The organism is Massilia sp. Mn16-1_5 (assembly GCF_004798585.1).
GTDB lineage: Bacteria > Pseudomonadota > Gammaproteobacteria > Burkholderiales > Burkholderiaceae_D > Telluria.
This window is the reverse complement of sequence record NZ_PPXQ01000004.1, coordinates 232,474-252,716: the sequence shown is the minus strand read 5'-3', so window position 1 is coordinate 252,716 and position 20,243 is coordinate 232,474. Positions and strand designations below refer to the sequence as shown.

General features: G+C 68.9%; 19 protein-coding genes. 10 read left to right on the top strand and 9 right to left on the bottom strand.

Features of this window, described 5'->3' with window-relative positions:
* The first annotated feature begins 66 nt into the window (after window positions 1-66).
* The 4 genes from C2862_RS06505 to C2862_RS06490 are packed head-to-tail and all read left to right on the top strand — an operon-like array spanning window position 67 to window position 5,015.
* On the top strand, window positions 67-2,925 hold the full coding sequence (locus C2862_RS06505; protein ID WP_168710015.1) for a PAS domain S-box protein: 2,859 nt from the start codon (window positions 67-69) through the stop codon (window positions 2,923-2,925).
* Window positions 2,926-2,927: 2 nt separating this feature from the next.
* Window positions 2,928-3,566: a response regulator gene (locus tag C2862_RS06500; protein WP_136219291.1), complete on the top strand. Its 639-nt coding sequence runs from the start codon at window positions 2,928-2,930 to the stop codon at window positions 3,564-3,566.
* Window positions 3,567-3,571: 5 nt separating this feature from the next.
* A complete protein-coding gene (locus C2862_RS06495; protein WP_136219290.1) occupies window positions 3,572-4,660 on the top strand; it encodes a sensor histidine kinase KdpD in 1,089 nt (362 codons plus the stop codon).
* Complete coding sequence (locus C2862_RS06490; RefSeq protein ID WP_136219289.1) at window positions 4,653-5,015, top strand: response regulator transcription factor; 363 nt, start codon at window positions 4,653-4,655, stop codon at window positions 5,013-5,015. Before C2862_RS06495 ends, C2862_RS06490 begins: the two co-directional genes overlap by 8 nt.
* Before the next feature lie 24 nt (window positions 5,016-5,039).
* On the opposite strand, the gene C2862_RS06485 is transcribed toward C2862_RS06490, so the two are convergent.
* Both C2862_RS06485 and C2862_RS06480 read right to left on the bottom strand, forming a co-directional pair.
* Window positions 5,040-7,307 (bottom strand): sensor histidine kinase, encoded by a 2,268-nt coding sequence (locus C2862_RS06485; protein WP_136219288.1) that lies wholly within the window; start codon window positions 7,305-7,307, stop codon window positions 5,040-5,042.
* The gene (locus C2862_RS06480) at window positions 7,304-7,954 is read right to left on the bottom strand and encodes a TetR/AcrR family transcriptional regulator (protein ID WP_136219287.1); all 651 of its coding nucleotides are present in this window, start codon (window positions 7,952-7,954) and stop codon (window positions 7,304-7,306) included. Before C2862_RS06480 ends, C2862_RS06485 begins: the two co-directional genes overlap by 4 nt.
* An 81-nt stretch (window positions 7,955-8,035) precedes the next feature.
* Between C2862_RS06480 and C2862_RS06475 the strand changes: the two genes are divergently transcribed.
* The 3 genes from C2862_RS06475 to C2862_RS06465 are packed head-to-tail and all read left to right on the top strand — an operon-like array spanning window position 8,036 to window position 11,270.
* The gene (locus C2862_RS06475) at window positions 8,036-9,517 is read left to right on the top strand and encodes an NAD(P)/FAD-dependent oxidoreductase (RefSeq protein WP_136219286.1); all 1,482 of its coding nucleotides are present in this window, start codon (window positions 8,036-8,038) and stop codon (window positions 9,515-9,517) included.
* Window positions 9,514-10,323 (top strand): SDR family oxidoreductase, encoded by an 810-nt coding sequence (locus tag C2862_RS06470; protein WP_136219285.1) that lies wholly within the window; start codon window positions 9,514-9,516, stop codon window positions 10,321-10,323. The genes C2862_RS06475 and C2862_RS06470 overlap by 4 nt, the downstream gene beginning before the upstream one ends.
* Entirely contained in the window at window positions 10,320-11,270 is a 951-nt protein-coding gene (locus tag C2862_RS06465) for an alpha/beta fold hydrolase (protein ID WP_136219284.1), read from the top strand. The genes C2862_RS06470 and C2862_RS06465 overlap by 4 nt, the downstream gene beginning before the upstream one ends.
* 4 nt (window positions 11,271-11,274) lie before the next feature.
* Here C2862_RS06465 and C2862_RS06460 read toward each other — a convergent pair whose 3' ends face one another.
* Together C2862_RS06460 and C2862_RS06455 are read right to left on the bottom strand one after the other, a co-directional pair.
* Window positions 11,275-12,057, bottom strand: coding sequence for an N-acetylmuramidase domain-containing protein (locus C2862_RS06460; RefSeq protein ID WP_136219283.1), 783 nt, complete (start codon window positions 12,055-12,057; stop codon window positions 11,275-11,277).
* 9 nt (window positions 12,058-12,066) lie between these two features.
* On the bottom strand, window positions 12,067-13,452 hold the full coding sequence (locus C2862_RS06455) for a hypothetical protein (RefSeq protein ID WP_136219282.1): 1,386 nt from the start codon (window positions 13,450-13,452) through the stop codon (window positions 12,067-12,069).
* A gap of 245 nt (window positions 13,453-13,697) precedes the next feature.
* Here C2862_RS06455 and C2862_RS06450 point away from each other — a divergent pair, with 245 nt between their 5' ends.
* Complete coding sequence (locus tag C2862_RS06450; RefSeq protein WP_136219281.1) at window positions 13,698-14,657, top strand: MYG1 family protein; 960 nt, start codon at window positions 13,698-13,700, stop codon at window positions 14,655-14,657.
* Complete coding sequence (locus C2862_RS06445) at window positions 14,657-15,775, top strand: metallophosphoesterase (RefSeq protein WP_136219280.1); 1,119 nt, start codon at window positions 14,657-14,659, stop codon at window positions 15,773-15,775. Before C2862_RS06450 ends, C2862_RS06445 begins: the two co-directional genes overlap by 1 nt.
* Before the next feature lie 32 nt (window positions 15,776-15,807).
* Here the strand turns inward: C2862_RS06445 and C2862_RS06440 are convergent, their stop codons facing one another.
* The 3 genes from C2862_RS06440 to C2862_RS06430 all read right to left on the bottom strand — a co-directional run bounded on the left by C2862_RS06440 (window position 15,808) and on the right by C2862_RS06430 (window position 17,819).
* The gene (locus C2862_RS06440) at window positions 15,808-16,728 is read right to left on the bottom strand and encodes a polysaccharide deacetylase family protein (protein ID WP_136219279.1); all 921 of its coding nucleotides are present in this window, start codon (window positions 16,726-16,728) and stop codon (window positions 15,808-15,810) included.
* A 90-nt stretch (window positions 16,729-16,818) separates the two neighbouring features.
* Window positions 16,819-17,157 carry a hypothetical protein gene (locus C2862_RS06435; protein WP_136219278.1) on the bottom strand — a complete coding sequence of 113 codons (339 nt, stop codon included), beginning with the start codon at window positions 17,155-17,157 and terminating at the stop codon, window positions 16,819-16,821.
* A gap of 149 nt (window positions 17,158-17,306) precedes the next feature.
* Window positions 17,307-17,819: a hypothetical protein gene (locus tag C2862_RS06430; RefSeq protein WP_229467313.1), complete on the bottom strand. Its 513-nt coding sequence runs from the start codon at window positions 17,817-17,819 to the stop codon at window positions 17,307-17,309.
* 184 nt (window positions 17,820-18,003) lie between these two features.
* Between C2862_RS06430 and xth the strand changes: the two genes are divergently transcribed.
* Window positions 18,004-18,813 (top strand): exodeoxyribonuclease III, encoded by an 810-nt coding sequence (gene xth / locus C2862_RS06425; RefSeq protein ID WP_136219277.1) that lies wholly within the window; start codon window positions 18,004-18,006, stop codon window positions 18,811-18,813.
* On the opposite strand, the gene C2862_RS06420 is transcribed toward xth, so the two are convergent.
* Window positions 18,814-19,542, bottom strand: a complete 729-nt coding sequence (locus tag C2862_RS06420) for an amino acid ABC transporter ATP-binding protein (RefSeq protein ID WP_136219276.1) — start codon at window positions 19,540-19,542, stop codon at window positions 18,814-18,816.
* A complete protein-coding gene (locus C2862_RS06415) occupies window positions 19,539-20,243 on the bottom strand; it encodes an amino acid ABC transporter permease (protein WP_136219275.1) in 705 nt (234 codons plus the stop codon). Before C2862_RS06415 ends, C2862_RS06420 begins: the two co-directional genes overlap by 4 nt.

Below are 20,243 nucleotides of genomic sequence, written 5' to 3'. Positions count from 1 at the left end.
TCGTCCATTGCCGACTCGTCAACGTGTGTAGAATACAAAGTTTTGCAACCTGGGACGAATGTGAACATGCAACAAAGCCGGTACGGCTTCCTGGACAACGGCGGCGCCATCGGCCGCCGTATCCGCAGCCGCGACTGGTCGCAGCATGCGCTCGGCCCGGTGGAAGACTGGGATGCCGCGCTCCGGACCAGCCTTGGCATCGTCCTGAGCTCGTCCTTCCCGACCTTCCTGGTCTGGGGCGAGGACCTGACCCTGTTCTTCAACGATCCCTACGAGCCGATGCTGGGGCAAAAGCCGGACAGCCTGGGCGCGCCCTTCCCGGCCGTCTGGCACGAAGTCTGGGACACCCTCGGACCGTATGTCCGCCGGGTGCTGGCCGGCGAATCCTTCTTCTTCGAGAACTACGCGACCACGCTCGAGCGCCACGGTTATCCCGAGCAGGCCTGGTTCACCTTCTCGTACAGCCCCTTGCGCGACGATCTCGGCGCCGTGCGCGGCCTGATCTGCACCTGCGTCGAAGTCACCGACAAGGTACGGGCGCTCGCGCGCCACAAGGAGGCGGAAGAACGCCTCGCGCTCTCGCTCGAAGCGTCCGGGAATATCGGCACCTGGTCCTACGACCTGGACGACGGCGCCACCTTTGTCGACGAGCGCTTCGCGCGCCTGTTCCAGGTGGACGCGGCGCTGGCACGTTCCGGCACCGAGCTGGAACGCTTCACCGACATGATCCACCCGGAGGACCGTCCGCGCGTGGTGGTCGCGATCGCGACCGCCATCCGCGAGGACAGCCGCTACGACATCGACTACCGCATTCCCCAGCGCGCCGGACACGACGTCTGGGTCAACGCACGCGGCAAGGTGTTTGCCGATCCGGCCAGCGGCCGGCGGCGCTTTGCCGGTATCGCCGTCGACATCAGCGCGCGCAAGGCGGCCGAGGAAGCGCGCATCGCCAGCGAAGCGCGCGCCGCAGCCGCCTCGCTGCGCGCCGAAGACAGCCGGCGCCGCCTGGACGCCCTGCTGGAAGCGGCGCCGGTCGGCATCGCCTACGCCGACCTGGAGGGCCGCTTCCTGATGACGAACGCCGCCAACCGCGCCATCTGGGGCGACCACGCGCCCGATGGCGTGGCCGGCTACGGCGCATGGCGCGGCTGGACCGCGGCCGACGGTGCGCCGCTGGCGAGCACCGACTGGCCGACAGCGCGCGTGCTGGCCGGCGCCGACAGCGTCGAGGCCGTACTCGAGATCGAGCCGGCCCGGGCGCCCGGCGTGCGCAAGACCGTCCTGGTGCGTGCCCAGCGCATGCTCGATGGGTCCGGTACCCCGGCCGGGGCCGTGGCCGCGACCATGGACATCACGGCGCAAGTACAGGCCGAGCGCGCGCTCAAGGAAAGCGAGCAGAAATTCCGCAGCATCGCCAACGTGATCCCGCAGATGGTCTGGTCGAGCAATGTCGAGGGCACCGAGTACTACGTGAACGAACGCTGGCACGAGTACACCGGCATCCGCCACATCGACCTCGCCTGGCGCGGCTGGCGCCAGGTGATCCATCCTGACGACCTGCCCGCGCTGCTGGCGCGCTGGAAGACCAGCTTCGCCGACAACAGCCCGTTCGAGGCCGAGCACCGGCTGGCGCACCATGGCGGCGGCTACCGCTGGGTCCTCAACCGCGCCCTGCCGACCTTCGACGAGACGGGCCACGCGACCCACTGGGTCGGCACCATGACCGACATCCACGAACAGCGCGCCGGCACCGACGAGCTGCGCGCCGCCTCGCGCCGAAAGGACGAATTCCTGGCGATGCTGGCGCACGAGCTGCGCAACCCGCTGGCCCCGATCAGCAACGCCGCCCAGCTCCTGACCATGGCCGGCTCGAACGAAGCGCGCGTGCGCCAGTCGAGCGAAGTCATCATCCGCCAGGTACGCCACATGACGGCCCTGGTGGACGACCTGCTCGACGTCTCGCGCGTCACGCGCGGCCTGGTGACGCTGGAACGCGACGTGGTCGAGGTCGACGCGATCGTCGCCGGCGCCATCGAGCAGGCGCGCCCGCTGATCGAGGCGCGCGGCCACCACTTCACGCTGGAACAGGACGCGCCCGGGACACGCATCGTCGGCGACCGCACACGCCTGGTGCAGGTGCTGTCCAACCTGCTCAACAACGCCGCCAAGTACACGCCCCAGGGCGGACGGATTACGCTCGCGGTCGCCCTGCGCGGCGCCTGCGTCGCGCTCACCGTGCGCGACAACGGCATCGGCATCGGTCCCGACATGCTCCCGCACGTGTTCGACCTGTTCTCGCAGGCCGAGCGCACCCCGGACCGCTCGCAGGGCGGGCTCGGTCTCGGCCTGGCATTGGTGAAAAGCCTGGTGCAGCTGCACGGGGGACGGGTCGAGGCGCACAGCGATGGACTGGGACGCGGCAGCAGTTTCGGCGTGGTCTTCGACCTGCTCGACGCGGCCGCCCGCGGCCCCGCTGCGCGCGCGGATGCCGGCGCGGCCCTGCAGGCGAACGCCGCGCCGCCGCGCCGCCGCGTGCTGGTCGTGGACGACAATGCCGACGCGGCGCAGTCGCTGGCCGAGGTGCTGGGCGCCTTCGGCCATGCGGTCACGACCCGCAACAGCTCGCACGAGGGGCTGCTGGCCGCCGGCGCCGATTGGCCGGAGGTGTTCATCCTCGACATCGGCCTGCCCGACATCGACGGCTACGAGCTGGTGCGGCGCCTGCGCGCCCTGCAGGGTGCCCGCCCGGCGCGCTACATCGCCCTCACCGGCTACGGCCAGGCGCAGGACAAGGTGCGGGCGCGCGGCGCCGGCTTCGATCACCATTTCGTGAAACCGGTCGATCTGGCTGCGCTCTGCGCCGTCCTCGACGATAATGACTCTTTTAATGCCGGTGCGCAGGCCCCGGCGCCGAACGATTCGTAACCATGCAAAAACCCGACGCACATTCCGACCTCGCCTACAACGCCGCCGATTTCTGCTCGACCAAGGATGCCGCGCGCCTGCTCGGCGTCTCGCACCGCACGGTCCAGCTCTGGGTCGAGAACGGCGCGCTGCAGGCCTGGAAGACCGCCGGCGGCCACCGCCGCATCACGATGGCGTCGGTGCACAAGCTGGTCAACGAACGGCGTGAAATCACGGGCACCGGGACCACGGCCGCCGCGCCCGCGCCCGAGCAGAAGAAGCTGCTGCTGGTCGACGACGACCGCACCCTGCTGCGCCTGTACGAACTCGAAATCGCCGGCTGGAACCTGCCGCTCGACGTGGTCAAGGCCCACGACGGTTTCGAAGCCCTGCTGCGCATCGGCGAGCAGCGTCCCGACATCCTGGTGAGCGACCTGAGCATGCCGGGCATGGACGGGTTCCGCATGATCCGCACCCTGCGCGCCGACCCGCTCTGCGCCAACATGGCGATCGTCGTCGTCAGCGGCCTCGATCGCCCGACCATCGATTCGATGGGCCTGCCGCCCGACATCCCGGTATTCCCGAAACCGGTGCCCTTCACCCAGCTGCGCGCCGCCGTCGAGGAAGCGATCGCGGCGCCCGCCACCGCCGTCGCGCGCTGAGCCCCATGCCGGCTTCCCTGTCCTTCCCGCTTCCGGAGCTCGAGCGTGTCGCGCGCATGGCGCTGCGCCAATGCGGCGTCGCCGGTGCCGGCATCGCACTGCACGAGAGCGACGGCACCAGGCTGGCCGCCTGGGCCGGCGCCCGGCCCGTCCAGCAAGGCGCCCTTGCCGGATTCTGTACCGATATCGCCCTGCGCGACGGGATCACGGTCGCCGAGGACGCGCAGGCCCATGGTTTCCTGGCCGGCGTAGCGCTGGCGGCGCCGGACGGTGCGCGCCTGGCGACGCTGTGCCTGTTCGATCCCGCGCCGCGCCATTTCGGCGAGGACGAGCGCGCCCGGCTGGCCGACCTCGCCGCGCTCGCCGTGCACGCGTTGACGGGCGCCGCGCAGCTGCGCGCCGGCGGCGAGCGGCGCCAGCGCTACCTGACCCAGGCCTCGCACGAACTGCGCACGCCGCTGGCCAGCATCCTCGGCTTTTCCGAGCTGCTGCTCAAGCGCGAGTTCGATGCCGCCGGCCGCCAGGAGCTGCTCGAGATCGTGCATGCCCAGGCCGGACGCATGCTCAAGGTGCTGAACGGGACCTTCGACCTGGCCCGGCTCGAAGCCGGAGGCCGCGCCGGGCTACGCATTGCCGCCACGCCGCTCGACGGCGCGCTGGTGCAGGCGATGGGCATCGTCGCCCCGCTCGGGCAGAACGACCGCCTGCGGCTGGAGCTGGCCTCGGACCTGGCGCCCGCGGCGGCCGACCCGGCGCGCCTGGCGCAAGCCCTGGGCATCGTGCTCGACAACGCGCTGCGCTACTCGACGCCGGGCACCGAGGTGCTGGTGCGTACCTGGGCGGCCCCGGGCCCGGCGATCGGCATCGAGATCCGCGACGCCGGCCCCGGCATGACGCAGGAGGCAGGCAGCCGGCTGTTCGAGTCCTTCTATCGCGGCCCGGGCGCGCTCGACACCGAAGGGACTGGCCTGGGCATGGCCATCTTCCGCGAGATCATGGACCTGCACGGCGCCCGCGTCGAACTCGACACGAGCCCGGGGGCGGGGACTGCGCTGACCATCCTGCTGCCGGCGCTGGGAGGGAGCCATGGCTGAACCCATCCTCGTCGTGGACGACCAGCGCGAGCTGCGCCTCCTGATTCGACTCAGCCTCCTCAGCCTCGGACGAGTCGAGACGGCCGGCACCGTGGCCGAGGCCCTTGCGCAGGTAGCGAACGACCGCCCGCGCCTGATCGTGCTCGACGTCTCCCTGGGCGCGGAGAGCGGCCTGGAACTGTGCCGCAGCCTGAAGTCCGATCCGGCCACCAGCGGCATCCGCATCCTGCTGCTGTCGGCCTATGGCCAGGATGCGGATGTGGCGGCCGGCCTGGCGGCCGGCGCCGACCGCTACATGCTCAAGCCCTTCAGCCCGAAGGACCTGGTGGCCGCCTGCGCCGAACTGATCGCCTGAGCGTGTTGCCGAATCGGGCCGGCCTTACGCCGGCAGCGTGATCGTGAACAGGGCGCCGCCACCGGGCGCATCGCCGATCGCGATGCTGCCGCCATGCTCTTCGACGATGCGCTTGCAGATCGCCAGGCCCAGTCCCGTGCCGCCGGCCGGCGCGGAACCCCGTTCGCCGATCTGCACGAAAGGCTGGAACACGCGTTCGCGCAACGCCGGCGCGATGCCCGGCCCGCTGTCCGCCACCGACAGGCTTGCGCCATCCGCATGCGGCGCCAGCGTCACCACCACGCTGGTATCGGCAGGCGCGATGCGGATCGCGTTCGACAGCAGGTTCACCAGCACCTGCGTCATGCGGTCGTGGTCGAAGCGCGCCTGCAGGCCTTCGTCGTTGGGATCGACCGCGAGTTCAAGCGCCACCCCGGCCGCGCCGGCCATGCCGCGCATGGTGCGGATCGCCTCGCGCGCCAGCGGCAGCAGCGGCTGCAGGACCGGCACGAAGGACATCATCCCGGCCTCGATCTTCTGGATGTCGAGCATGTCGTCGACCAGGCGGTTCAGGCGGATGCAGTTGCTGTTGCAGATCTCGACCAGTTCCAGCACGTCCGGCGGCAAGCTGCCCAGCGCGCCGTCGGCCAGCAGTGCGAGCGAGGCGCGGATCGAGGTCAGCGGCGTACGCAGCTCGTGCGAGACGGTGCCGACGAATTCGTTCTTCATGCGCTCGATGCGCTTGCGCTCCGTGATATCGCGCAGAAAAATGCTGAACACGGCGGCCTCGCCCTGGCCCGTCAGGCCGGTGCTCATCTCGACCGGAATCTCGACCCCGTGGCGGTCCGCGACCACGCGTTCGACGCGCCGCTCGTGGCCGGCCTGCACGCCGCCTGCGAAGTCGCCCAGCGCGCCGCCGGCCGCTTCGCGCAACTGGTCTAGACGTACCAGGTCACCGAGATCGTGGCCGATGGCTTCCTCGCGGCGCCACCCCAGCAGGAGCTCGGCCTGGCCGTTCCAGTCGACGATGCGTCCCTTCAGGTCGACGCCGATGAAGGCATCCTGCGCCGTCTCGACGATCGCGCGGATGCGCGCTTCGCTGGCCTGCACGGTTTCCAGCGCGCGGCGCAATTCGCGCGTGCGCGCGTCGACCAGTTCCTCCAGCCTGCCGTTGAGCCCCAGGAGCTGGCCGCGGCGCGCCTCAAGGTCGCTCACCAGCGCGTTGAGCGCGCGGCCCAGCGCGCGGATTTCGGCGTAGTCATCGGGTCCGGTGGCGATCGGCGTGGCGCCGCCCTTACGCAAATCGGTGGCCGCGCCGGCCAGGCGCGCCAGCGGACGCGTGATGCTGCGCGCCACCCAGATGCCGACCAGCGAGAACAGCGCGGCCAGCGCCGCGCCGCTCCAGAGCACGTGGCTGCGCAGCTCGCGCACCGGCGCATAGGCGTAGACGACGTCCTGGCGCACCAGCACGGTCCAGCCCAGGCCGGGATAGTTCGCATGTCCCGCGCCCTTCTGGTAGCCGACCACGTAGTCGCGGCCGTCGGGCCAGCGCTCGACCAGGTGCTGGCCGCGCCGGGCATCCGCGCCCGTGCGTGCGCGGCGCACGCTCTCGAGGTCGAGCACGCGGTCGGCCAGATCGGGCGGGCCGAGCAGGACGCGGCCCCCGGCGTCGAGGATCAGGGCATCGAGCGGCGCGCTGCGGGCATTGGCGTCGACCACCGAACGCGCGACTTCGCGCGCCCAGTTCCAGGACACGTGCGCGCCGAGGACGCCCTGGACCTTGCCGGCGGCGTCGACGTAGGGGAAAGCGACGTCGACGAAGCGGCGCGGTTCGGCCTGGGCCGGCAGCAGCTTCGCCAGCAGCACGGCTTCGTGCACGTCGCCCACATAGCCGCCTTCCAGGCCCTGGCGGAACCAGGGGCGCTTCGACACGTCGGCGCCGACCAGCAGGCCGTTGCCGGTTGCCTTGACCTTGCCGTCGATGCCGGCCACGCCGATCCATTCGTAGTAGCTGTAGGTTTCCTGGACCCGGCGCAGGGTGCGCGTCAGGCGCGCATTGTCGTAGGCCGGGTCGGCCAGCGAGGGGCGGTCGGCGATCAGCGCGACTTCGCGGTAGCGCTCGAACATGCCGCGCTCGAGCTTGTCGGAGGCCTGGACCGCGAGGTCGGCCAGGCCGGCCCCGATCTGCCGCTCGAGCTGGCCGACGGCGCGCCGCTCGACTGTCCCGAGCAGCGCCAGGGCCAGGATCACCGACAAGAGCGAAAAGGCCAGCGCCAGGCGCGCGCGCAGGCCGCGTGGAAAGAGCGCCTTCAAGCCGCAGCGCTCCGTGGCGGACGCGCCGTCCTCGCGCCCGTGTGCGCGAGGACCATACCCAGGCGCAGCGCCGCATCGGTCACCCGGGCCAGCGGCGGCTGGTAGCCGGCATCGATCCAGCGCAGCGCGATGTGCATCACGCCGCCGACCACGCCCGCCTGCAGCAGCTCGTCGGCTTCGAGACCGGCCGGCGCGATCCGGCGCGCCACCTCGGCGCCGATCGCGCGCAGGGCCGCATCGAAGGCCTTGTCCACCTCGCGGCTGACGCCGCGGATCTCGACCAGGTAGACGCGGGCCGAGGCCGGCGAGCGCTGCAGCGCGCCGAAATAAGCGTCGAGCATGGCGCGCGCTTTGGCCACGCGGCCCCTGCCCGCTGCCTGCGCCGCCGCCGTGATCTCGTCGAACACGGCATAGGTGACGGCATTGAAGGAAGTGACCAGCAGCGCCTCGCTGTTCTCGAAGGATTCGTAGAAGTAGCGCTCGGTCAGTCCGGCGGCCTCGCACACGGCCTTGACCGTGGCATTGCGGTAGCCGCGCTCGCCATACACGGCGATGGCAGCGGCAATCAGCTTGGCACGCCGCTCGGCGCGGCGCTGTTCGGGTGAGACGCCGCGGTAAGCGCGGGAGGTGGTCTGTTCTACGGTCATATCCCTATTTTGACATACGAACTTGTCATCGCGAATGTGACAATGTAGAGTGTCAACAGTACAAAAAACAATCAGAGACCCATGAACATGCCTGTTTCGTCCGCCGACACGACGCTGGACGTACTCATCGTCGGCGCCGGCCTGTCCGGTATCGGCGCGGCCGCCATGCTGCAGGAACGCTGTCCGGCCAAGCGCTACGCCATCCTGGAGGCGCGCGCCGCGATCGGCGGGACCTGGGACCTGTTCCGTTATCCCGGCATCCGTTCCGACTCCGACATGTACACGCTGGGCTACGGCTTCAAGCCCTGGCTCGCTTCCAAGGCCATTGCCGACGGTCCGTCGATCCGCGCCTATGTGCGCGAGACCGCGCACGAGCGCGGCATCGAGCAGCACATCCACTTCCGCCACAAGGTGGTGCGCGCGTCCTGGTCCAGTGCCGAGGCGCTCTGGACGGTCGAAGCGCAGACCGGAGACGCCGGCGAGCTCGTGACGATGCGCACCCGCTTCCTGCACATGTGCAGCGGCTATTACAGCTACGACCAGGCCTATCGTCCGCGCTTCGACGGCGAGGAGCGTTTCCGGGGCCGTATCGTCCAGCCCCAGTTCTGGCCCGAGGACCTGGATTACGCCGGCAAGCGCGTGGTCGTGATCGGCAGTGGCGCCACCGCCGTGACCCTGGTGCCGGCCATGGCCGCGCAGGCGGCCCACGTCACCATGCTGCAGCGTTCGCCGACCTATGTGGTCTCGCGCCCGTCCGAATACCGCTTCGCGCGGCGCCTGCAGCGGCGCCTGCCGCCGAAGCTCGCCTACTGGGCGGTACGCTGGCGCGTGATCGCCGAATCCATGCTCCTGTACCGCATCGCGCGCGGCAAGCCTGAACTCGCGAAAAAGAAGATCGTCGACATGGCCGCGCACCAGTTGGGGCCGAGCGTCGACGTCGCCCATTTCACGCCCGACTACAAGCCCTGGGACCAGCGCGTCTGCGTGGTCCCGGACGGCGACCTGTTCAAGGCCCTGCGGCGTGGCCAGGCCGAGGTCGTGACCGACCACATCGCGCACTTCAGCGAACGCGGCATCGTGCTGCGGTCCGGGCGCGAGCTGGAGGCCGACGTGGTGGTGATGGCCACCGGCCTGTCGCTCTCGGTACTGGGCGGCGCCCAGGTCGTCGTCGACGGCCGGCCGTTTGTTCCAAGCGAGGCCATGGCCTATAAAGGCATGATGCTGAGCGGGATGCCGAACAGCGTCATGACCTTCGGCTACACCAACGCCTCCTGGACCCTGAAGGCCGACCTGACGGCGGCCTGGGTCTGCCGCCTGCTGAACTACATGGACCGCAAGGGCCAGGCGATCGCCGTCGTGCGCCGCCAGGACGGCGTGGCGCCGGAGCCTTTCCTGAGTTTCACCTCCGGCTACGTGCAGCGCTCCGCCGGCCTGCTGCCGAAACAGGGCAGCCGCCGGCCCTGGCAGGTGTACCAGAACTATTTGCAGGACATGTTCACCATCCGCTACGGACGCATCGCCGACGGCGTCATGCGTTTCGGACCGAAAGGAAGCTTGCCATGAACGTTTCGAACCGGGTCGCCGTCATCACCGGCGCCGGCAGCGGCATCGGCCGCGCCACCGCCCTCGCCCTGGCCCGCCGCGGCTGCCACCTGGCCCTGGCCGACATCGACCCCGAGGGCCTGAAGGAGACCACCTGGATGCTCTGCAGCCTGGGCGTGCGCGTCACCACCCATCCGCTCGACGTGGCCGACCGCGCCGCCGTGCGCGCGCTGCCCGGCATCGTCCACGATGCCCACAAGCGCGTCGACCTGCTGGTCAACAATGCCGGCGTCGCTCTGGGCGGGAGCTTCGAACAGGTGGCCGAGGACGATTTCGACTGGCTGATGGACATCAATTTCAATGGCGTGGTGCGCATGACCCGCGCCTTTCTACCGCTGCTGCGCCAGAGCGACGAGGCACGCATCGTCAACGTCTCCAGCATCTACGGCATCGTCTCGCCGCCGGGACAGGCCGCCTACTCGGCCAGCAAGTTCGCGGTGCGTGGCTTCTCCAACGCGCTGCGCCACGAGCTCGAAGGCAGCACCGTCGCGGTGAGCGTGGTGCATCCGGGCGGCGTGGCGACCGCGATCGCGCGCAATGTGCGCGTGCCGGCTGACGCACCGGCGGACGAAACCGCGCGCGGCCGCAAGCTGGCTGAAAAGCTGCTGCGCATGCCGCCGGACACGGCGGGCGAAATCATCGTGCGCGGCATCGAGCGGCGCGCGCCCCGCATCCTGGTCGGCAGCGACGCCAAATTCGTCTCCTTCCTCGAACGCCTCGCGCCGGTGGCTTACTGGCGCATCCTCAAGAAAGCGACTGCCCGATGACGATCCTGTATTTTATCCTGGCCCTGGTGCTGCTGGTCGTGCTCGGACTGGCCTGGTTCACGCACCGCACCGCACGCCGCATCGAGGCCTTCCTGCCGCCGCAGGGACGTTTCGTCGACGTGCCGGGCGCGCGCCTGCATGTGCGCGAATCGGGCAGCGGCCCTGCCGTGTTGCTGATCCACGGCCTCGGCGGCCAGAGCGCGCACTTCGACTACGGTGTGGCCGCCTACCTGGCGCGCACACACCGCGTGGTCGTGGTCGACCGCCCAGGTTCCGGGCATTCGACCCGCGACGCCGCCGCGGCGGCGGACGTCTCGACCCAGGCCGCCAGCCTGGCCGCCTTGATCGATCGCCTCGGACTCGAACGCCCTACGGTAGCCGGCCACTCGCTGGGCGGCGCGATCGCGCTGACGCTGGCGCTCGAGCACCCCGACAAGGTCGGCGCGCTTGCCCTGATCGCCCCGCTCACCCACCTGCAGGCGGCGGCGCCGGAAGTGTTCAAGGCGCTGGCGATCGAATCGCCCTGGCTGCGCAAGCTGTTCGCATGGACCCTGGCCACGCCCGGTTCGATCGCCGGCGGCAAGAAGGTACTGGCCGCGGTCTTCGCGCCGGAAGCCGCGCCGCGCGACTTCCCGGTCAAGGGCGGCGGCATGCTGAGCCTGCGCCCGCGCCAGTTCCTGGCCGCGTCGGCCGACATGCAGGCCCTGCCCGGCCACATGCCGCGGGTGCAGGCGCGCTATGGCGAACTGTCGGTTCCGACGCGCGTGCTGTACGGCCGCGAAGACGCCATCCTCGACTGGCAAACGAACGGCCAGGCGCTGGCCGACAAGGTGGCGGGAGCCCGGCTGGAACTGGTCGACGGCGGCCACATGCTGCCCGTCACGCAGCCGCAGGCAACGGCGGCCTTTATCGAGCGCGCCGCACTCGCCGCCCTCCCGGCGGCCTGAAAACTCACCCGCCGTTGGCGGCCGCCGCCAGTTGGGCGAACGTGAGGTCGTCCAGTTCGGGCGTGGGCGGCAAGCCCTTGGCCTTCTGGAAGGCCAGCAGCGCCGCCCGCGTCCCGGGTCCGATGATCCCGTCGATGCCGCGCGGCTTGTAGCCGAGATAGGTCAGCCAGGCTTGGGCCTGGCGCAGCCGGATGTCCGGGGTCCCGGCCAGCGTGTACGAGTCATGGTAGTGCTCGAGGTTGCGGTCGTAACCATTCCTGGTATAGCCGGCGCCGTTATAGAAAAACGCGACACGCGACCACTGTTTGTACTTGAAGGCCTTTTCCAGCGGTGGGTTGGCGCTGATGAAGCGCTGCACGCCCGCCAGCTGTTCGTCTTCGCTGGCCTCGAAACTGTCGACCATCGCCTGCGTGCTCGGATAGCCCAGGCGCAGCGCATGGTAGCCCATGATCTGCCCCAGGCCCCAGGATGCGCTGTCGAGCGCCGCCTGGCGGTCCAGGCGCATGGCGCGCTCCAGGCGCAGGTATTCGGCAGCGCCGCCGAGATAGCCCCCCGCCGCCGGCGCGCTGATATCCGGATGCAGGGCGCTGAAGCGGCCTCCGGTCCGGCGGTGGAATACATGGCGTTCGAACAGGATTTTCGGACGCCGGTCCGGCAGGAAGCCGAAGCCGCTGGTCTCCACCGTAATCAGGGCCCACAGGGTCGGAGCGTCGACCCGGAGCGCGTCCATGGTCTTCGCGAATCCGTTCTGGCTCAGGGGCGCCGCACTCCCATGAAAATTGTCCATGACCGTCTCCTAGGCTAGTTCAAGCAGCACCGGCTTGCCATCGTCGTCGTCGTCCGCCGTCAGCGCCAGTTCGCCGCGCACCTCGCTGCCTCCACGCACGGCGCGCGCTTCGATCCGGTAGCGCCGCCCCGAGGCCAGCTCCAGTTCGGCACAGCCGGCGCCCGTCACCGCGGCCGGCCGGCCGTCGACACTGATCGTCAGCGAACCGGGCTCGATGCCCTCGTCCTCCACGCACAGGCGCAGGTGCACCGGATCGGCGGGAGCGTCGGTCTCCAGGCCCTGGGTCAGGCGCAGGGGCGCATCGGCGCCCGCTGCGAGCAGCCCGGCCTGCGCGGCGCCGGCCGGCGCGTCCGGGGCCGCAGCGGGTTCCGGCGCGGAGCGCCGCACCGCGCTTTTCGGCTGGATGCCGTTGGCGACGCCACGGATCATCAAGAGGATGGACTCCGAACCGAAGCCGGCCAGGAAGGCCAGCCCGACCGCAGTCGACTGGCTGTCGGGTTCGATGACCTGGTGCGCGGCGATGGCGATCAGCGGGGCCGAGATGAACTGCATGATCTGGAACACCAGTTCCTCGCGCGCCGCGCGCATGTCCATCGCCGGCTCGGCTTCGGTCGGCACGTAGCCGGTCTCGGAGCGCTTCTGGATTTCGGGAATGCGGCGCGACAGGCTGATCGCGCCGCCGAACAGGGCAATGACGATGAAGGGCAGCGGCACCACCACGCCCCCGGTGATCTCGACCCGGTTGCCGACCGAGCCGGGCTTGCAATCGGCGGGATCGCGCAAACGGCATTCGCCTGGCGCCTGCTCGCGCAGGGCGCCGCCGATATTCACCAGCCACTGGTTGTAGCGCGGCTCTGCACCCTGGCTGCCCGCGGCCGCGTCGATACCGCCGCCACCCTCGGCGCCGGCCCGCGTCGCACGCGGATTGCAGCTCAATTGCACGGCGTCGGCGCCCGGCACGCATCCGGACACGATGCCGATCGGCTCGCTGCCGATGGCCTGGCTCTTCACGAAAGGCGGGATCATCAATACGGCGAACGATCCGATCACGAAAAAGTACGCGAATTGGACCTGCTCGTGGCGCCGGGCGACCGGGTCGCCCGTGAACGCATAAGCGAACCACGCCGCCCCGCTCGCAACGCTCGCCAACAGCAACACTCTGTACCAGATGCGGCTGTCGTCATGCAGGCGGTCGGCCGCCTCGGGAGGCGCTCCACCACCCTGAGGGGCGGCGGCGCCCTTCGCGCCCGCCTCCGTCGCAGCCGCATGTGCGGCCGTGGCGCGTGTATCCATGTCGTAAGGTTCGATCACATAAGCGATCGCCGTACCCAGGCACAGAAGCGTTACCAGCACGGCAAAGTACTTGGCCCATGAAACCTTGCTGATGTTCCACATGATCTTCCTTCCAGAACGGACAGCCGATCGGCCCGACGCGGTCTCGGGGACAGTGCAGGCGCCCGCGCACGGCGCGGCCTGTTCCCATAAGATCGTCCGCTGCGCATTTCGTTCGCACAACGGCCCTGGCCCCGCCATTCGCATGCGGCGTGCGCACGCGAGTACGGCTGAACCGGTATCATCGAGCATTACGCATGGCGCAGCCGGCACGGATGCGTCGCAGTGGTCAACGATCGGAGTGTTGTATGGTAGTGGTAACGCATAGCGGTAAATTTCACGCGGACGACGCATGGGCGGTGGCGGTCCTGTTCATCTTGTACCCGGACAGCGAGCTGGTGCGTACGCGCGACCCCGCCACCATCGAGGCGGCCGACTTCGCGATCGACGTCGGCGGGATCCACGATCCGGCCACCGGCCGCTTCGACCACCACCAGAAAGGTTTCGATACCGCGCGCCCGAGCGGCGTGCCTTACGCCAGCGCGGGCCTGGTCTGGCGCGAATACGGCGCACGCTGCGTAGCAAGCCTGGCCCTGCAGCACACGGGCCAGACCCTCGGTCCCGAGGCGGCCCAGCAGATGGCCTACGCGATCGACGCCGACATCGTCCAGTACCTGGATCTCTCGGACGTGGGCGCGGCCAAGAACGCGCCGGGCGGCTATGGCCTCTCGGCCGTCGTCTCCGGCTTCAATCCGAACTGGATGGACGAGCAGCGCCTCGGCTACGGCGAAGCGGCCGATGCCTATCGCCTGAGCCAGTTCCGCAAGGCGATGGCCCTGCTCACCGACATCATGATCAATTCGGTCAAGTACCGCGTCGGCGCCCTGCTGGCCCTGGAACAGGTGCGCGGCGCCGAAGTGCTCGAAGGCGGCCGCCTGCTGTTCCTGAACAACGGCGCCCTGCCCTGGACCGCCGTGGTGCGCAAGGAGATGCCGAAGGTCCTGTTCGTCATCAGCCACAGCATCGCCGAGCAGCGCTACATGATCCATGCGGTTCCCGTCAGCGCCGACAGTTTCGATGCCAGGGCCGACCTGCCCGCATCCTGGGCCGGCCTGCGCGACGCCGACCTGGCGCGGGTGACGGGCGTGCCGGATGCGACCTTCTGCCACAACGGCCGCTTCATCGCCGCCGCCAAATCCTACGAGGGCATTCGCGAGCTGGCGCGCCTGGCCCTGCTGGATGCGGCCCAGGGTCCGGTAGCCGACTGATGTTTTCGATCGTCCTGAACGTCATCGGCACGCTGTTCCACTTCTACGTGGCGCAGCGCATCCACAGCCTCGGGCCGGTGCGCGCACGCGTGCCGGCGAAGATCTGGTGGCTCGGCGCGCTGCTGGTCTGGATCGTCTACCTGCTCGGGGTGCACCTGGGCGACGAAGCGATCGACTGGCGCTGGTGGCCGGGCCAGTTTGCGCTGACCTGGCTCGGCATCCTGTTCGTGATGACCCTGCCGCTGCTGGCGGCCGACATCGCGACCGGCTTCGGCTGGTGGTGGAAGGCGCGCGCACAGGGCCTGCGCCGTGGCGCCGCCGTGCTCGGCCTGCTGCTCAGCGCCTTCGCGATCTGGCAGGGCGTCCGGGCCCCGGTGGTCATCTCTTACGAGGTCGCGCTGCCGAAGCTGCCCGCGGCCCTGGACGGCATGCGCCTGGTGATGGTGAGCGACCTGCACCTGGGCGCCCAGCGCCGCGCCGACTGGATGGCGGCGCGGGTCGCCCAGATCAATGCCCTGCAGCCGGCGGCCGTGCTGATGGTCGGCGACCAGGTCGAGGACAATCCGCTGGGCGAACCGCAACTGGCGGCGGTCCTGCGCGGCCTGAAGGCGCCGCGCGGCGTGTGGGCCGTGACCGGCAACCACGAGTTCTATGGCGACGTCGAGACGACGGTGAGGGAGTTCGAAGAAGGCGGCGTGCGCTGGCTGCGCAACGCCAGCGTCGAACTGGCGCCGGGCCTGCGCCTGGCGGGCATCGAGGACGTCGGCCGCGCCATGCGCGGCGCCGGCGCGATCACCGGCGGTCTCGCAGGGGTACTACCGGAATCCGCGACCGAGGCGACGATCCTGCTCTCGCACATCCCGGCCGCGCCCGTGATCGACATGGCGGCGGCGCGCGGCGCCGGCCTGATGCTGTCCGGGCATACGCACGGCGGCCAGATCTGGCCCTTCAGCTACCTGGTGCAGCGCCGCTTTCCGCAGCTGGTGGGGCAGCACGCGGTCAGGGGAATGGACCTGATCATCAGCCGCGGCGCCGGCAGCTGGGGCCCGCGCATGCGCCTGTGGCAGCCGGGCGAGATCGTCTTGATTACCTTGCGCGTGCCGTCCTTAAAGCCGTAACAGCCGTGTACCGTAGGGTGGGCATGCCCACCCTACAACCCCTGGCGCGCCAAGGCCTCGATCTCGTAGTCGCCATCGTCCACCAGCCGTTCCCAGCCCTCGAACTTGCCGAGGCCCAGCGTGCGCGCCATCGACAGCAGCAGGCTCTGGCCGGGCGCGGCGCGCTCGGGCTGCAGGCGGTAGACCGGATCGGCGAATGCCACTTCCGGCGTCACGATGGTCCAGCCCATGCTGCGGAACTGGGCCAGCACGTCGTTCAGCCACAGAGCGTTGATCAGGTTATGGTGCAGCAGCAGGACATGGGCGATGTCGCGCCCCTGCAGCTGTTGCGACAGCGCGCGGTAGGCCAGCGCGCGCTGGCGGATATGGGCCAGGTAGGCGGCCTTGATCGGCGCGATGTCCGCATCGGGGTTCTTCTCCAGCACCTCGACCAGCTTGTCGTTCAGGCGCCAGTCGCTGGTGTCGAGCGACACGTAGGCATTGCGGTAGCCCTGCCTGCGCAGGAACTCGCGCATGCCATCGCGTTTTTCGGGTGTATTCCCTTCGCGCAGATAGGTAAAGCGGAACCATTTCCGGTAGCCGGGCAGCGGCGCGACGATGCGCTCGCAATCGAGGATCTGCTGCTGGTAGTCGGCCAGGCTGACGCTCTGGGCGTGCAGGTCCGGATGGGTCATCGTATGGTTGCCGAGAACGTGGCCCGCTTCGCCCCAGGCCCGCGCCAGCGCCAGGCCTTCGGGCCGGATCGCGCCATTGGCGGCGGTGACGAACAGCGCGGCGCTCGCCTTGTGCCTGGCCAGCGCCGCCAGCAGGGCCGCGTTGCGCCCGGCCGGCGTCAGGCGCGGCGTGGCGGCCAGCGCTGGACCGTCGTCGAAGGTGATCGCAACAGTCTGGGCAAAAGCGGCCGGCGTCAGCAGGCAAAGAACGAACAGGCGCAGGACGAATGTGCGGAGCATGCGGCTTCCTCAGTGAAGGACTAGCCGCAGTGTAATCGATGGGCGTAGCAAGCCACCGGCCTTTCGATGCCGGTGCCTGTTCGGCAGGGCTCAGCGGCCCTGCCCGTCCTTCTTGTCGCCCTCGCGCCGGTTCTGTGCCTGGCCCGACTGGCGATTGCCCTGCGCGCCGCCGCTCAGGTTGCCGATGCCTTCCAGGCCCGTCTGCACCTGGCCGCCGCTGCGGCTGTAGCCGGCCTCGTTTTCCTGCGAGGAGCCGTCGTCGAGCAGGTCGTCGGTACGGCTGGCCGATTGCTGGCTGCCCTCGCGTTGCAATTTGCCGCTGTCGCCGGTGCCGCCCACGCCTACGCTGGCGGCGCTGCCGGTGCCGTTCTTGGTGATCTGGTCCCAGGAACGGCCTTTCGCATCCTTCTTGTCGTCGTAAGTCGACATGCTGTCCTCCTTTTCATTGGTACCTTGACATCATAGGATGCCAGCGCGGGAGGGCAAGCGGCGCACCGGAGGCGACACTGTAGGACTGGCCGCACGGGCGAAAAAAAAGGCGCCATTGCTGGCGCCGTCAAATGCCGATCCTGTTCCGATCAGTTCGTCAGGTAGAGCACACGGCCCGTCAGCTTGATGTTGCCGGTGCCGGTAATCATGTCCTCGCCACCCGACAGGGTGCCGCCGCCCGTGATCTTGGCATACTTGCCGGTGCCGCCGGTGACCTGGAAGGTCGCGCCCGAGAAGACATATTTCGCGCCCTCGCCGGTCGGGACGAACTGGCCGCTGTAGTTGGCGAAGATCTGGTCGCCCGAAGTCGTCATGACGATGAATTTGCCGCCGCTGAAGTTGAACAGCGGACCTACCGGAGTGATGCAGTCGGTCGCGATGAAGACCACTTTGCCGCCCATCATTGCGCTTTCGCCGTGGCCGCTGATCGTGCCGCCGAACTTCGACAGGCAGCGATCGGCTGGACCGACGGCCTCGACCAGGACGCCCTCGACGTCGAGCTGCTTGGTGACCCAGCCACCTGCGGATGCCGAGGCCGAAGCCGCCAGCAGGAGAGTCACGGCGGCAGGGCGGGCGATCGTGCGCAGGAAGGAAGTGAACATTGTGTTTCTCCGTAGTTAAGTAAGTAAGATTCAATAATATATTTTTTACAAAATTCGGCGCGCACACTCAGCAGTGCATGTCGTTCGCAAGATACATATATTTTCAGCAACATTGACAACGCTTCCGTGCGCCGGTTTAACGCTGCCTGCGTTACAACATCACACTCATCACTACGGAGAAACCATGCGCGTCGCCACCTTCAACATCAACGGCATCGGCAGCCGCCTTCCCGCCCTGCTGGAGTGGCTCGAGGAAAAGAAACCGGACGTGGCCTGCCTGCAGGAACTGAAGGCGCCGCAGGAGCGATTTCCGCTGGCGGAGATCAATGCCGCCGGCTACGGCGCGATCTGGCAAGGGCAAAAGAGCTGGAACGGGGTCGCGATCCTGGCGCGTGGCCAGGACCCGGTGGAGGTCACGCGCGGTTTGCCCGGCGACGACAGCGACGAGCAGAGCCGCTACCTGGAAGCCGTGATCGGCGACCTGGTCGTGGCCTGCCTGTATCTGCCGAACGGGAACCCGGCGCCGGGCCCGAAGTTCGACTACAAGCTGGCCTGGTTCGAACGCCTGATCACGCGCGCCCAGCAACTGCTGGATACCGGCGCACCGGTCGTGATCGCCGGCGACTACAACGTCATGCCGACCGAGCTCGACGTCTACAAACCGGAGCGCTGGCTCGATGACGCCCTGTTCCGCCCGGAGTCCCGCGAAGCCTTCCACCGGCTGGTAAACCAGGGCTGGACCGACGCGCTGCGCGCCATGCACCCTGACGAGGTGATCTACACCTTCTACGACTATTTCAGGAATGCCTACGGCCGCAACGCCGGGCTGCGTATCGATCACCTGCTGCTCAGCCCGACGCTGGCGCCGGCCCTGCGCGCGGCGGGGACCGACCACGAGATCCGCGGGCGCGAGAAGCCGAGCGACCATGTGCCGACCTGGATCGAGCTCGATCTGAGCGCGCTCGCCGTGCAGAAGGCGGCGAAGAAGGCTTGATCAGCGGCTGTTGTAGTCCACCAGGAACTGCTGCGCGCGCGGATGCGCAGGATGGGTGAAGAAGTCTTCCGGCGTGGCCCGCTCCAGGATGCGCCCTTCGCTCATGAACCAGACCCGGTCGGCCACTTCGCGCGCAAAACCCATCTCGTGGGTGACGCAGACCATGGTCATGCCCTGCCCCGCCAGCTTGCGCATCACCTGCAGCACTTCGCCCACCATTTCCGGATCGAGGGCACTGGTCGGCTCGTCGAACAGCATGACGGGCGGACGCATCGCCAGCGCCCGCGCGATCGCCACGCGCTGCTGCTGGCCGCCGGAGAGTTCGTGCGGATAGGCGTCGGCCTTGTGCGCGAGACCCACGCCGTCGAGCAGTTCGAGTGCGTAGGCTTTTGCCTCTGCCTTGCTTGCCCGCTTCAGGTTGACCGGCGCCAGCATGCAGTTCTCGATGCTTGTCAGGTGCGGAAACAGATTAAAGTGCTGGAACACGAAGCCGATCCCGGCGCGCAGCGCGTTCACGTCCAGGCCGGGCGCATGGATGTCGCGGCCGCCGATGCTGATGGTGCCGCCGTCGATTTCCTCGAGCCGGTTCAGGGTACGGATCAGGGTCGACTTGCCCGAGCCCGACGGGCCGCAGACCACGACGACTTCGTTCTTCTCGACCCGTTCCGACACGTCGGCGAGGGCGTGATACTGGCCGTACCACTTGTTAACTTTGTCGAGGACGATCATGCGGTTACCTTGATTGCAGGAGCTGCGCGCGCCGTCATGCGGCGCTCGAGCAGGAAGGCCAGGCGCGAGAGGCCGAAGCACAGGATGAAATAAGTCAGGGCCAGCACCAGGTAGACCTCGACCGCCTTGGTGAACACCAGGGTATTGACCTGGGTGGCGATGAAGGAGACCTCGGACAAGCCGATGATGTAGCCGAGCGAGGTGGCCTTGATGGTCGCGACCAGCTGGCTCACCAGCGAAGGCGAGACGTGGCGCAGCGCCTGCGGCAGGATCACCAGGCGCAGCGACTGGGCGTAGGACAGGCCGAGCGAGCGCGCCCCTTCGAACTGCCCTTTCGGCAGCGCGCGTATGCCTGCCGCCACGATCTCGGCCAGGTAGACGGCGTCGAACAGCACCAGGGTCATGAGCATGGTCGTGGCCTGGCCCGTCTTCACGCCCGTCACGGCCGGCAGGAAGAAGTATGCCCAGAACACGACCAGCAGCAGCGGCACGGCGCGCACGACCTGCACCAGTACGGCCGTCGGCCAGCGCACGGCGCGCCAGGGGCTGACCCGGGCCACGCCGAGCAAGAGGCCGAGCGGCATCGCCAGGAGCAGCGCCGCGGCGGACAGGAGTACCGTGAGCGTCAGCCCGCCGAGCGGCCCGTTCGGATATTGGCCGACCAGGAAGTAGAGCCAGTAGTCTTGGATGAGTTCAATCAT

Bases quoted from the DNA above. Each gene is read 5' to 3' on its own strand.
- C2862_RS06505 (WP_168710015.1), top strand. From the start codon at position 67: ATGCAACAAAGCCGGTACGGCTTCCTGGACAACGGCGGCGCCATCGGC.
- C2862_RS06500 (WP_136219291.1), top strand. From the start codon at position 2,928: ATGCAAAAACCCGACGCACATTCCGACCTCGCCTACAACGCCGCCGAT.
- C2862_RS06495 (WP_136219290.1), top strand. From the start codon at position 3,572: ATGCCGGCTTCCCTGTCCTTCCCGCTTCCGGAGCTCGAGCGTGTCGCG.
- C2862_RS06490 (WP_136219289.1), top strand. From the start codon at position 4,653: ATGGCTGAACCCATCCTCGTCGTGGACGACCAGCGCGAGCTGCGCCTC.
- C2862_RS06480 (WP_136219287.1), bottom strand. From the start codon at position 7,954: ATGACCGTAGAACAGACCACCTCCCGCGCTTACCGCGGCGTCTCACCC.
- C2862_RS06475 (WP_136219286.1), top strand. From the start codon at position 8,036: ATGAACATGCCTGTTTCGTCCGCCGACACGACGCTGGACGTACTCATC.
- C2862_RS06470 (WP_136219285.1), top strand. From the start codon at position 9,514: ATGAACGTTTCGAACCGGGTCGCCGTCATCACCGGCGCCGGCAGCGGC.
- C2862_RS06465 (WP_136219284.1), top strand. From the start codon at position 10,320: ATGACGATCCTGTATTTTATCCTGGCCCTGGTGCTGCTGGTCGTGCTC.
- C2862_RS06460 (WP_136219283.1), bottom strand. From the start codon at position 12,057: ATGGACAATTTTCATGGGAGTGCGGCGCCCCTGAGCCAGAACGGATTC.
- C2862_RS06455 (WP_136219282.1), bottom strand. From the start codon at position 13,452: ATGTGGAACATCAGCAAGGTTTCATGGGCCAAGTACTTTGCCGTGCTG.
- C2862_RS06450 (WP_136219281.1), top strand. From the start codon at position 13,698: ATGGTAGTGGTAACGCATAGCGGTAAATTTCACGCGGACGACGCATGG.
- C2862_RS06445 (WP_136219280.1), top strand. From the start codon at position 14,657: ATGTTTTCGATCGTCCTGAACGTCATCGGCACGCTGTTCCACTTCTAC.
- C2862_RS06440 (WP_136219279.1), bottom strand. From the start codon at position 16,728: ATGCTCCGCACATTCGTCCTGCGCCTGTTCGTTCTTTGCCTGCTGACG.
- C2862_RS06435 (WP_136219278.1), bottom strand. From the start codon at position 17,157: ATGTCGACTTACGACGACAAGAAGGATGCGAAAGGCCGTTCCTGGGAC.
- C2862_RS06430 (WP_229467313.1), bottom strand. From the start codon at position 17,819: ATGTTCACTTCCTTCCTGCGCACGATCGCCCGCCCTGCCGCCGTGACT.
- xth (WP_136219277.1), top strand. From the start codon at position 18,004: ATGCGCGTCGCCACCTTCAACATCAACGGCATCGGCAGCCGCCTTCCC.
- C2862_RS06420 (WP_136219276.1), bottom strand. From the start codon at position 19,542: ATGATCGTCCTCGACAAAGTTAACAAGTGGTACGGCCAGTATCACGCC.
- C2862_RS06415 (WP_136219275.1), bottom strand. From the start codon at position 20,243: ATGATTGAACTCATCCAAGACTACTGGCTCTACTTCCTGGTCGGCCAA.